The sequence below is a fragment of the Flavobacterium sp. genome, assembly GCF_049318325.1.
GTDB lineage: Bacteria > Bacteroidota > Bacteroidia > Flavobacteriales > Flavobacteriaceae > Flavobacterium.
Window position 1 is genome coordinate 40,906 of the sequence record NZ_JBMOGQ010000002.1, and the last position, 12,529, is coordinate 53,434.

Genomic DNA, 12,529 nt, shown 5'->3' on the forward strand with positions numbered 1-12,529 from the left:
ACCCCAAAAAAATAAAACTTCCTTTTAAATCAATTGCGTTTCGACAGATAATAAACTTGTATTTAATTCGTTATCTATTGTAGAAAAATTTGTTCGTGCCCGTTTAATTGCGTTAAAAAAAATAGTTTCTTTGTACCATTAAAATAAAACCCTTTCATTTCATAGTATATGATGAATTTCAACTTCAATAAATGGAATACCATTTTAGGATGGACAACATTTACAATAGCTTTAATTACATTCTCGTTAACCGTTGAACCTACTATGAGCTTTTGGGATTGTGGTGAATATATTTCAACCGCTGCAAAACTCGAAGTTGGTCATCCGCCTGGAGCACCATTGTTCCAAATTTTAGGAGCTTTCTTTGCCATGTTTGCTACTAGTAAAGAAACAGTAGCCTTAATGGTGAATATGTTGTCTGTGTTTTCAAGTGCCTTTACTATTTTATTTATGTTTTGGTCATCAACCCTATTACTAAAAAAAATAGTTTCACAATACACCGAAATGGATAAAAGCAAAGCAATCGTTATTCTAGGAAGTTCTTTGGTGGGTTCGTTAGCCTTTACTTTTTCGGATAGTTTTTGGTCAAGTGCGGTTGAAGCTGAAGTATATGCAATGGCGTCATTATTTATTGCCTTATTATTTTGGCTAGGCTTACGCTGGGAACAAGATATGCATACCCCAAGAGGAAATCGTTGGTTGCTTTTAATTTCATTACTAATCGGGCTTTCGTTTGGTGTCCACTTTATGGCATTGCTGACCATTCCTGCTATTGGCTTTTTATATTATTTTAAAAACTGGAAAACAATCACAATACAGAATTTCATCGTTGCCAACATTATTATTGTTGCCATTTTATTATTCATTTTCAAATTATTGTTGCCTTATACTTTGGCTTTCTTTGGAAAAATGGAAATCTTTATGGTGAATGATATTGGTCTGCCGTTCAACTCAGGAACCATAATTGCCCTTTTATTAATTATTGCTTTTTTCTATTTTGGTTTGCGATATACACGTCAAAAAGTATATCCTTTTTTAAACACTGCCTTATTGTGTGTACTTTTTGTGCTAATCGGTTTTTCTATTTGGATGATGTTACCAATTCGTGCCAATGCTAATGTGGTAATCAACGAAAATAAACCTTCTGATGCTGCCGAAGTTTTGGCCTATTATAACCGTGAACAATATGGAGTAAATCCACTATTTTATGGCCCTCAATACACCGATACTTTTGCCGGATTAGATAAAGATGAACCTTATTTAGATAAAGCACCCAACTATGAGAGAGATTATAAAACCGGAAAGTATGTTATTGTAAACAATTACAAAAATGCCGAACAAAATAGTGATAATGCTCAAAAGGCATTTCTTCCGCGGCTTTGGAGTACCGACCATGTAGATAATTATATCCAATTTACCGGTGTGCCAAAAGTTAAACTTAATGAAGACTATCCTTATGAAGAAGACTTGGCACAATATGGTGTTGACATTGACAGTTTAAGCGAAGAACAAGTTGCCATGGCAGTTGGACAGTTAAAAGACGAAATGAGCAAAACAATTTCGGAATTTAAAACTGCTTATACCCAGAAAAAAATTGACAATGAGGATTATATTTCTTTCCTGAAAAAATATGGTGATTACATAACCGTAGAAAAACCATCAACCTGGGATAACTTTAGCTTCATGATTGAATACCAATTTGGCTATATGTATGGTAGGTATTTGTTATGGAATTTTGTTGGAAAACAAAACGACATTCAAGGAAAATACGACAATCTTGACGGCAATTGGTTAAGCGGAATTAAGTTTATAGACGAAGTCCATCTGGGGAAAGGAACACAGGAAAATCTCCCAGATGATGTTAAAAACAACAAAGGCAGAAACCTATATTATTTCTTACCTTTTTTTATTGGATTAATTGGATTAATGTATCATGCACAAAAAGATTTGAAAAGCTTTTATGTACTATTAGCCTTGTTTTTATTTACCAGCATAGCTTTAAAAATATTCTTAAACGAAAGACCTTTTGAACCTCGTGAACGCGATTATGCCTTAGTGGGTTCATTTTATGTATTTGCCATTTGGATTGGATTTGGTGTTTATGCCATTTATGAAATCATGGCTGAAAAAGTAAAATCGAAATTAGTTGGACCTATTGTTGTTGGAGCCTGTCTTTTGGCTGCCCCAATTCTTATGGCTTCTCAAAACTGGGATGATCATAGTCGGGCTAATAAATACACGGCTATTGCCATGGCAAAGAATTACCTTGAATCGTGCGATAAAAATGCAATTCTTTATACTATTGGAGACAATGATACTTTCCCGCTATGGTATGCACAGGAAATTGAAGGAGTAAGAACTGATATTAAAATTGTGAATACACAATTATTTATGACCGATTGGTATATTGACCAAATGAAATTCAAAACGTATAAATCAGACGGTTTACCAATTTCATTTAAACATAGTGAATATGTTGGGGATAAATTAGATTATGTGGCTCATATTCCTAAAACGGAAGCTAGATGGGATATAAATGCCTGGATAGATTTTATCAAAAATCCAAAATCAACTGTTGAAATGTCAAACGGACAAACCATCCATTTTTATCCGACCAACAAAATCAGAATTCCTGTTAACAAAAACAACATCATCAAGAACAAGGTTGTTAATCCAAAATATTATGATTCTATAGTTCCTTTCATAGACTTAGATATTAAAGGAAGTGCAATGTATAAAAACCGTTTGATGATGTTGGATATATTGGCCAATAACGATTGGAAACGCCCAATATATTTCACAGGCGGAAGCTTTGGTGATGACGATTATCTTTGGATGAAAGATTATCTTCAACTAGATGGTTTAGTCTATAAACTTGTACCTATAAAAACGCGTATAGATAAAGAAAATCCTTATGATATGGGCCAAATTGACAGTGAAAAAATGTATGATTTGGTAATGAACTGGAAATGGGGCAATGGTGATTTAACAACCATCTATCACGATCCAGAAACTCGTAAAAACAGTATTTCATACCGAACCAACATGGCAAGATTAATGGAACAATTAATCAACGAAGGTAAAACCGGTAAAGCTAAAAAGATTATCGATTTAGCATTAACCAAAATGCCAATGGACTATTATGGCTATTACACTATGGTAGAACCATTTGCTAGTGGCTACTACAAACTTGGTGAAAAAGCAAAAGCCAGAGAATTATTAGAACGATTAATGACTAAATACAAACAAAGTTTAACCTATTATTCTAATATTGAGCCATCAATTCAAAACGGAATTGCCTCTGATATTATTACCGATATTGAACGTTACAGAAGTTTGTTAGTGGTGATGAAAGACCGAGGTGATATGGTTTTTTACAACAAAAACAAACCGGTCTTTAATTCTTTCGTTCAACGATTTACCCGTTTCGGAAGAGATTTGGAATAGTTTACTTTAAAAATTTAAAATGTGCCAATTTCTTCGCCAGTTAGCTTAGCTCGGGTGAAAAATCAATTGGCACATTTTTTTTATATTTAGCGTATGAGTTTCTGGGTAAAAACAAATTATTTCATTAAAAAGATATTTCCAAATTATGTTTGGGATATTCCTAATAATGAAAACAAAGTATTCCTAACTTTTGATGATGGTCCGATACCCAAAATCACGGAATGGACATTGGAACAGCTAAAAAAATATGATGCCAAAGCCACTTTCTTCTGCATTGGCAACAATATTGAAAAACATCCAGAGATTTTCAAAAACATAATTACCCAAGGTCATGCTATAGGCAATCACACTTTTAATCATTTGAATGGCTGGAAAAATTCAACAGAAGATTACATAAAAAATGTAAAACTTTGTCAATCTCAAATCCCAAATCCTAAATTCCACACGATCGATAGCGAACCGGCGCAGCAAACCCTAAATTTATTTCGTCCTCCATACGGAAAAATAAAAGCTTCGCAATCCAAAATCTTACGAAAACTTGGCTATAAAATAATAATGTGGGATATTTTGAGTTACGATTTTGATCAAACTATTTCTCCGGAAAAATGTTTGGATAATGTCTTAAAGAATGTGGTTAACGGAAGCATTATCATTTTTCACGACAATATAAAAGCAGAACAAAACCTAAAATATGCTTTGCCTAAGACATTAGCTTTTCTAAAAGAAAAAGGATTTGTTTGTGCAAAAATTGATTAAAGCTGTTCTTGAACTAAACCTATAATGGTATTAGCATCCAACTCGCCCGATTGCCTCCAAACCATTTGACCTTCTTTGTAAATCATCAAGGTTGGCAATCCTTTAATGCGCAATGCATCTGCCAATTCCTGATTTTTATCTACATCAATTTTTATGACTTTTGCTTTATCACCAAGTGCAGCGGCAACATCTCTGATAACAGGATGCATAGAAACTGAAGATTCGTTCCACTCCGTATAAAAGTCAATTAAAACGGGAACTTGTGCGTTTATTAATTCTCCAAATTTTGACATAAAACCAAAATATTTTTAGTTCTTTTTTAGTTTAAAAGAAATAGTAAAGCACAAATGTAGCATTTTTAACTAATTATGCTACAATATTGCCTTTTTTTAGTTCAAAAACCGTTATTTCAGGCATAATACCAACCCGACCGGGATAAGCATGAAACCCAAAACCGCGATTTACATAGACATATCTTCCAAATTCTTCATACAATCCTGCCCATTGTTTGTAGATGTATTTAGCCAAACTCCATTTGAAATAACCCGGAATTTCTATGCCAAACTGCATACCATGTGTATGCCCTGAAAGTGTTAATTGTATGTTTTTCGGATGTCGCTTTACAATATATTCCCAATGACTTGGATCGTGACTCATCAGAATTTTAAAATCCTTCGCTGTTACGTTTTCAGTAGCTTTATCAATATCACCAAATTCGCCAAAATGTTTCCCCCAGTTTTCTACACCGATTAGGGCAATTTCATCTTTTCCTTTTTTGATTTTTACGTTTTCATTCAACATCAATTTGAAATCAATTTGACGGTGTAAATCTTTGATTGCTTCAAAATTGTCAGCTTTGGATTTTTCTGATTTCCAATCTAAATAAGACCCATAATCATGGTTTCCCAAAATAGAATATTTTCCGTATTCGTGTTTTTTTATGCCTTTAAAAATGTCAATCCATGGATGCATTTCATCCGCTTTTGCATTTACAATATCTCCGGTAAACAATAACAAATCAGCTTCTTGCTCATTAATTAAATCTATGGCATATCTAATTTTATTTTCATCATCAAAACTACCGCTATGAACATCGGAAATTTGAGTGATTTTAAAATCCTCAAAAGCATCTGGCAAATCAGGAAAAAATAAAGTTTGACGAATTACTTTGTAATTGTACTTGCCTATTGTCATTCCGTAAATCAAAGATAAAAACGGAACTGCTGCCAATCCAATAGCAACCTGACTAACAAACTTTCTTCTTTCGGGTAAAAAACTATCGGAATTATGTCCCATAAAATGAGTAACTGTCCCAATTAAAATTCTCGTAACATCCTCTAAAAGCAATACAAAAGTTAAAACAAGTTTCGGAAGCAATACTAAAAGTAACAATCCTAAAGTAATCAAAGTTGCTTTGGTTTGTCCCACGCTTCGATCAAACTTCATAAGTTCATAAGTAATAAATACAATTGCCGCAACAGAAAATACAGCATAAACAATCAATATCCATTTTGATTTTGTAACAGTCTTTATTACTTGAAAAGCGTAAAGCTCGACTATGGCAATAATTACGAAAAGAATTATTAAGCGAAAAGCCATTTTAATTTTTTGACAAATTAACGAAGAAAGTTAAAGCTATTTAAGTTATTAAATTTATTTTAACATTGATTTAATTTCTATGTAAAAAACAAACGTTCCTTTTTGAAACTTTAGTTATTTTTACAATTCATAAAATAGTAAATAATGTCTACTCAAAAACGCCTTTTCCTTCTTGATGCTTACGCCTTAATTTTTCGCGGCTATTATGCTTTTATTAAAAATCCTCGTATCAATTCTAAAGGAATGGACACCTCTGCCATTATGGGATTTATGAATGCTTTAATGGATGTTATCAAGCGTGAAAAACCGGATCATTTAGCGGTTGCCTTTGACAAAGGTGGGAGCGATTATCGTAATGAAATGTATAAGGAATACAAAGCACATCGCGATGAAACACCCGAAGCTATCAAAATTGCGGTCCCATATATTCAGGAATTATTGAAAGCGATGCATATTCCGATTATCGAAAAAGCGGGTTTTGAAGCCGATGATTTGATTGGAACGTTAGCCAAACAAGCCGAAAAAGAAAATTATCAGGTTTTTATGGTCACGCCTGATAAGGATTTTGCACAATTGGTTTCTGAGAATATTTTTATGTACAAACCTGCTCGTATGGGCAACGACATAGAAATATGGGGAATTCCGGAAGTATTGGCAAAATTCGAAATTGAACATCCGGAACAAGTAATTGACTACCTCGGAATGATGGGTGATTCTGCCGATAATATTCCTGGTTTTCCTGGAGTTGGTGAAGTTACAGCCAAAAAATTATTAAAAGAATTCGGTTCTATGGAAAATCTTTTGGCCAATACAGATAAACTGAAAGGTGCGCTGAAAGCCAAAATTGAAACCAATGCCGAACTTGGAATTTTATCTAAAAAGTTAGCCCGGATTATGCTGGATTGTCCCGTAACTTTTGACGCTACTGATTATGAATTGTCAAAACCCGATGTAGAGAAAACGGATGCATTGTTCATGGAATTGGAATTCCGTCAAATGAAAGCGCAATTTGATAAATGGTTTGGAACCGGAAAAGAATTTGATGAAATTGTAACCAATGGAAGTCTCACCCCAAACCACTCCGAAGAAGAGGGAGAAAATTCGTTGAAAAAAACTCTAGCTAAAAAAACAAACGAAAGTCAGTTTGACTTATTTGGTTTTTCAGATGATGAAAGTGATGAACCAAAACTGCATTCCTATTACGCGACGCTCGAAACTACAGCGCATTTATATCAAGTGGTTCAAGGTGAATTAGGCACAAACTTATTTTTGCAAAACCTGATGAATCAAACTTCGGTATGTTTTGACACCGAAACTACAGGAATTGATGCTTTAAATGCTGAATTGGTTGGAATGTCATTCGCCTGGGTAAAAGGAGAAGCATTTTACATTCCGTTTCCCGAAAATCAAGAAGAAGCACAAACTTTGGCGGAAAAATTTAAACCTTTTTTTGAAAGTGAATCCATTGAAAAAATCGGACAAAACGTCAAATACGATTTGAAAGTTTTGTCGAAATACGGAATTCAGATCAAAGGAAAATTATTCGATACAATGATTGCACATTACCTGATTAATCCGGACATGAGGCATAATATGGATGTTTTAAGCGAAACTTATTTGAAATATTCGCCAAAATCTATTGAAACTTTAATTGGTAAAAAAGGGAAAGGTCAATTGTCAATGCGCGATGTCTCCATGGAAGAAATTAAAGAATATGCTGCCGAAGATGCTGATATTACATTAAAATTAAAGGAAGTTTTTAGTCCGATTTTGGACAAAGCCGAAACCAAAAAGCTATTTGAAGAAATTGAGATTCCGTTGATTCCTGTTTTAGCTTCTATGGAAATGGAAGGCATCAATCTTGACATCGACTATTTAAAATCGATGTCGATTGATATGCAAAAAGAAATCAACGAATTTGAGCAAAAAATTTACGAAGCTGCGGGAGAAAAATTCAATTTGGCTTCGCCAAAACAACTCGGAGATATATTATTTGAAAAACTAAAAATTGGTGGCGCCAAACAAAAGAAAACCAAAACAGGTCAATATGCAACCGGCGAAGAAGTATTGTCTTATTTGGCTAATGACAATCCAATCGTAGCAGCCATTTTGGAATGGCGTCAAATGGTAAAATTACAAAGCACTTATATTGATGCTTTACCTAACCAAGTAGATGCCAAAACCAAACGCGTTCATACCGACTATATGCAAACGGTTGCTGCAACTGGGAGATTGAGCTCAAATAATCCAAATCTTCAGAACATTCCAATCCGAACAGAACGTGGAAGATTAATTAGAAAGGCTTTTATTGCCCGAGATGAAAATTACACTTTGCTTTCTGCCGATTATTCGCAGATAGAACTTCGAATTATTGCTGCATTATCGGGAGAAGAAAACATGATTAAAGCCTTCCAAAATAATGAAGATATTCATAGAAGTACGGCCGCAAAAGTATTCAACGTTCCGCTAGATGAAGTAACCAAAGAGCAACGAAGCAATGCTAAAACAGTAAACTTCGGGATTATTTATGGTGTTTCAGCTTTTGGTTTGAGTAATCAAACTTCGTTATCGCGTTCTGAAAGTGCCGCTTTGATTGATGCGTATTACAAAACGTATCCAAAACTAAAATCTTATATGACAGAGCAGGTTGACTTTGCTCGTAATCATAGCTATGTGCAAACGGTTTTAGGAAGACGTCGCTATTTAAAAGATATCAATTCCGCTAATGCTATTGTTCGTGGTGGTGCCGAACGAAACGCTGTCAATGCACCAATTCAAGGAAGTGCAGCTGATATTATCAAAATTGCGATGATTAACATTTATAAAAAGCTGTCTTCAGAAAACTGGAAATCGAAAATGTTGTTGCAGGTTCATGACGAATTGGTTTTTGATGTGCATAATTCAGAATTGGAAAAAATCCAACCTTTGATTAAACACGAAATGGAAAATGCATTTAAACTCGATGTACCGTTGGAAGTTGAAATTGGTGTTGGAAAAAATTGGTTGGAGGCGCATTAATTATGAATTGTTAACTCATAAAAAAAACTGCAGTTTTGAAAACTACAGCTTTTTTGAATTAAATAAAAACAACTACTACTCTATAAGTAATGTTTTTGTAGCATTTCCATAATCTGTTCTCACTACAACTAAATAACTTCCTGTAGTTAAATCTGAGGTAGAAACTAAGCTATCTAAATTAGTAATTGATTGGTTTTTCACCACTCTACCCAAATTATCATATATTTTAACTAAAGCTTTATCAATATTTGAAGGTAATTCAATAGTGGTTGACGCTTTTGCAGGATTTGGAAACATTTTAAAATCATCTAAAACAAATTCAGTATTTGCCAGTGTTACTGCATAACTAGCTGTAGTCACAGCATTAGCTGATCCGCCATGTGGTGCTAATGAGAAACTTGCGGAAGATGCTCTGGAACATGCTAAGTTTATAGAACCCGCTGATGCTGAAAACACATAATCATCAGGTTCTCCGGTGTTAAGAGCTCTTGTAGAAACTACAGTTCTTGTACTTCCAACTACCGTATTTGAAGTAGTTGTCCAACTTTGTACTGCATCTGCTGGAGGAACTTGTAATCCAGCTAATGTTCGGTCTGAAATATTTGCCGAGTTAATAAATGCAATGACATCTCCAGAATCCATTGAGCCACCATTATTAAATGCCAGCGAATACCATTTGTTGCTGGGCATAATTTGTGTTAATGTCACTAAAGTTGGAGTTACATCAATTTTTACAGAATACTCACTTAATGGTGAAGGAAAAGTAATTGTTCCTGTAGAAAAAGTTTGTCCTGTAATCGATGAGAAGATAAATAAGGCCAATAAGGTTAAAGTAAAGTTTTTCATAGTTTTTTGTTTTTATTTTTTAGCAATTCTATTAATAAATCATCATTCATAATTATAGCATAGTCTAGAGCAGATTTGTTTTTGTAGTCTTTAACATTAATATCGACTCCTGCTTTTACTAATGTAGAAACCATTTCGTAATTTTTAAAATTGACTGCATATAGTAAAGCATTCATACCACTCATATCTGAAAAATTCAAGTCCGCTTTTTTTTCAATTAATAAGTTGGCTATTTCATTATTTCCTTTTACAATACAGGCCATTAATGGTGTTCCAAATTTGCTTTTCCCATTTATGTCACTTCCGATATTTATTAAATATTTAGCCACCTCATTGTTGGAACGATAACATGCTAATAATAAAGGTGAATATCCTTCATCATTGACAACATTAAAACTATTTGGATTATCCTTGAATTTTTCTTTTGCCTGTTCAATTGTCCCTTTTCTGGCAATATCGAAAACATTTAAAGTTTCTTGAGAGAAAATTAAATTTGAGATTAACGCAACAATTACTATTAACAGTGACTTTTTCATAATTTTAAAACAACAAATTTATATTTTAATCTAGATAAAACATAATAATTATAGACAAAAAAAATTGGTAATAATTAGAATACATCTGCTCTAATCATTTATAACTTTCTAGTCGAATCTCTTTGTCTTAACTCTGTTTTAATTGTAGTAGTTGAGAATGTGAATGTTTCTTCACTGCTTTCTAGTTTATCGATTAACATCTGCGCAGCCACTTCGCCAATTTCTGGCCCATGTTGGCTAACTGTAGACAAACTTGGAGTCATTCTGCGTGACCAAACTCCGTCAGCAAAACCAATAATAGAAAGTTCTTGAGGAATTTTATAACCGTTTTGAATTCCAAGTTTCATAGCCGTTACCGATGCATGCTCATCAAGAGCAAAAACACCATCGGGTTTGTTTTTTATGAAAAAATCGCCGATTTTAGAATTGAATTCATCATTGTTATTAGTCAAAATAACCAAATTTTCATCTACTTTTAATCCATTGTCTACCATAGATTTATAAAATCCTTGAGCTCTGAGTTTTCCAACACTCAAATTATCAATTGCCGAAAGCAGTGCTATTTTTATACATCCAGTTTTAATCAAATGTTCGGTAGCATTGACTGCCGATTCGAAATCGTCTACAATAACTTTATCACAATTAACCTCATCGGCTATACGGTCAAACATTACTATTGGAGTTCCTTCATTAATGATAGTAGTAAAATGATCAAATTTTTGAAGTTTCTGAGATTCTTCGGCAATTGATAAAATAAATCCGTCTATAGTACCATTGCTCAACATTTCGAGAGCATTAATTTCTTTTTCGGAAGACTCATTGGAAATGCACGTAATAACTTTGTACCCTTTCTCATCGGCTACTTTTTCGATACCGCTAAAAACTTTGGCAAAGAAAGAATTCAATATATTAGGAATAATGACACCTATAGTTTTTGTTTTTCGGTTTTTCAAATTTAGTCCGATAACATTAGGTTTGTAATTTTTCAGCTTGGCATATTCTTGAACACGTTGCTTTGTTGGCTCACTTATTTCTGGGCTTCCATTCAATGCTTTAGAAACTGTAGAAACAGATACTCCTAACTCTTTTGCAATTTGTTTTAATGTGGCTTTCGATCTCATTTTTATTGTCTTAAAATGTAAAAATAGTCAAATTTATTCTGCAATATAATATGCAAGTGATAAAGTTGACGACAAAATTTATGAAATACTTTGTTTTTTTATTATTTAACAAGGTTGCTTACTGGTTGCTAAGCCTATTAATTAATAGGATTTTAACGAAAATTACAATCACTTTAAAAATATTTAAAAAATGCTATTTGCTTTATTAATAAATAATTGTACTTTTGCACTCCCTTTATTGGGAATGGAATGTTTAATTTAAATAATATTATGGACGCATTAAGCTACAAGACACAATCTGCAACCAAGGCCACTGTTACAAAAGAGTGGATCATTGTAGATGCTGATGGTCATAACTTAGGTCGTTTTGCTTCAAAAGTTGCAATGCTTTTAAGAGGTAAATACAAACCAAGTTATACACCTCACGTCGACTGTGGAGATAACGTAATTGTTATCAACGCAGAGAAAATCAACCTTACAGGTAACAAGTTGGATGACAAAACGTACATCCGTCACACAGGTTATCCGGGAGGACAAAGAAGTTTGACTGCAAAGGTTTTGCAATCAAAAAACCCTGCTTTGCTAATTGAAAAAGCAGTGAAAGGTATGTTGCCTAAAAATAAATTAGGTGCAGAGCTTTTCAGAAATTTAAATGTTGTTGTAGGTTCTGAGCACAAACAAGGTGCGCAAAAACCTAAAACAGTTAACCTAAACGATCTTAAGTAATGGGAGTTATTCACAAAATCGGGAGAAGAAAATGTGCAGTGGCACGTGTTTATGTTTCAGAAGGAACTGGAAAAATTACCGTAAACAAAAGAGAATTTAATAACTACTTCCCAACAGCTACTTTACAATACAAAGTATTGCAACCTATGTCTATGACAGAAAACGCAACTAACTTTGATGTAAATGTAAATGTATATGGTGGTGGTTCAACAGGGCAAGCAGAAGCTGTGAGAATGGCAATTGCAAGAGCAATGTGTGAAGTGGAAGCTGAAAATAGAGCTATCCTAAAACCAGAAGGATTACTAACAAGAGATCCAAGAATGGTAGAACGTAAAAAATTCGGTCAGAAAAAAGCGCGTAAGAGATTCCAATTCTCGAAACGTTAATATTTTCAGATTATTTTTTACAATTAAATTAGAATTAAAAACAAAGTTGTCGATATTCCTTGTAAAAAGGGAATTAGTTTAGCATCGAAATGCA

General features: G+C 33.6%; 10 protein-coding genes. 5 read left to right on the plus strand and 5 right to left on the minus strand.

Annotation, left to right across the window (positions count from 1 at the left end):
- Positions 1-168 precede the first annotated feature (168 nt).
- Together ACOYLP_RS00795 and ACOYLP_RS00800 are read left to right on the plus strand one after the other, a co-directional pair.
- Positions 169-3,447, plus strand: coding sequence for a DUF2723 domain-containing protein (locus ACOYLP_RS00795; protein WP_422854265.1), 3,279 nt, complete (start codon positions 169-171; stop codon positions 3,445-3,447).
- Positions 3,448-3,540: 93 nt separating this feature from the next.
- Positions 3,541-4,203 carry a polysaccharide deacetylase family protein gene (locus ACOYLP_RS00800; RefSeq protein ID WP_422854266.1) on the plus strand — a complete coding sequence of 221 codons (663 nt, stop codon included), beginning with the start codon at positions 3,541-3,543 and terminating at the stop codon, positions 4,201-4,203.
- Here the strand turns inward: ACOYLP_RS00800 and ACOYLP_RS00805 are convergent.
- Positions 4,200-4,496, minus strand: a complete 297-nt coding sequence (locus tag ACOYLP_RS00805; protein ID WP_396140789.1) for a thioredoxin family protein — start codon at positions 4,494-4,496, stop codon at positions 4,200-4,202. The genes ACOYLP_RS00800 and ACOYLP_RS00805 overlap by 4 nt on opposite strands.
- Before the next feature lie 73 nt (positions 4,497-4,569).
- On the minus strand, positions 4,570-5,802 hold the full coding sequence (locus ACOYLP_RS00810; RefSeq protein WP_422854267.1) for a metallophosphoesterase: 1,233 nt from the start codon (positions 5,800-5,802) through the stop codon (positions 4,570-4,572).
- 144 nt (positions 5,803-5,946) lie between these two features.
- On the opposite strand from ACOYLP_RS00810, the gene polA reads away from it, so the two are divergent.
- A complete protein-coding gene (gene polA / locus ACOYLP_RS00815; protein ID WP_422854268.1) occupies positions 5,947-8,820 on the plus strand; it encodes a DNA polymerase I in 2,874 nt (957 codons plus the stop codon).
- Between the two features lie 75 nt (positions 8,821-8,895).
- Here polA and ACOYLP_RS00820 read toward each other — a convergent pair whose 3' ends face one another.
- The 3 genes from ACOYLP_RS00820 to ACOYLP_RS00830 all read right to left on the minus strand — a co-directional run bounded on the left by ACOYLP_RS00820 (position 8,896) and on the right by ACOYLP_RS00830 (position 11,323).
- Complete coding sequence (locus ACOYLP_RS00820) at positions 8,896-9,666, minus strand: T9SS type A sorting domain-containing protein (RefSeq protein WP_422854269.1); 771 nt, start codon at positions 9,664-9,666, stop codon at positions 8,896-8,898.
- Complete coding sequence (locus ACOYLP_RS00825; protein ID WP_422854270.1) at positions 9,663-10,202, minus strand: ankyrin repeat domain-containing protein; 540 nt, start codon at positions 10,200-10,202, stop codon at positions 9,663-9,665. Before ACOYLP_RS00825 ends, ACOYLP_RS00820 begins: the two co-directional genes overlap by 4 nt.
- 98 nt (positions 10,203-10,300) lie before the next feature.
- Complete coding sequence (locus tag ACOYLP_RS00830) at positions 10,301-11,323, minus strand: LacI family DNA-binding transcriptional regulator (RefSeq protein ID WP_422854271.1); 1,023 nt, start codon at positions 11,321-11,323, stop codon at positions 10,301-10,303.
- Positions 11,324-11,593: 270 nt separating this feature from the next.
- On the opposite strand from ACOYLP_RS00830, the gene rplM reads away from it, so the two are divergent.
- Together rplM and rpsI are read left to right on the plus strand one after the other, a co-directional pair.
- Entirely contained in the window at positions 11,594-12,049 is a 456-nt protein-coding gene (gene rplM, locus ACOYLP_RS00835; RefSeq protein ID WP_422854272.1) for a 50S ribosomal protein L13, read from the plus strand.
- Positions 12,049-12,435 carry a 30S ribosomal protein S9 gene (rpsI, locus tag ACOYLP_RS00840; protein WP_396140514.1) on the plus strand — a complete coding sequence of 129 codons (387 nt, stop codon included), beginning with the start codon at positions 12,049-12,051 and terminating at the stop codon, positions 12,433-12,435. Before rplM ends, rpsI begins: the two co-directional genes overlap by 1 nt.
- The last annotated feature ends 94 nt before the right edge of the window (positions 12,436-12,529 follow it).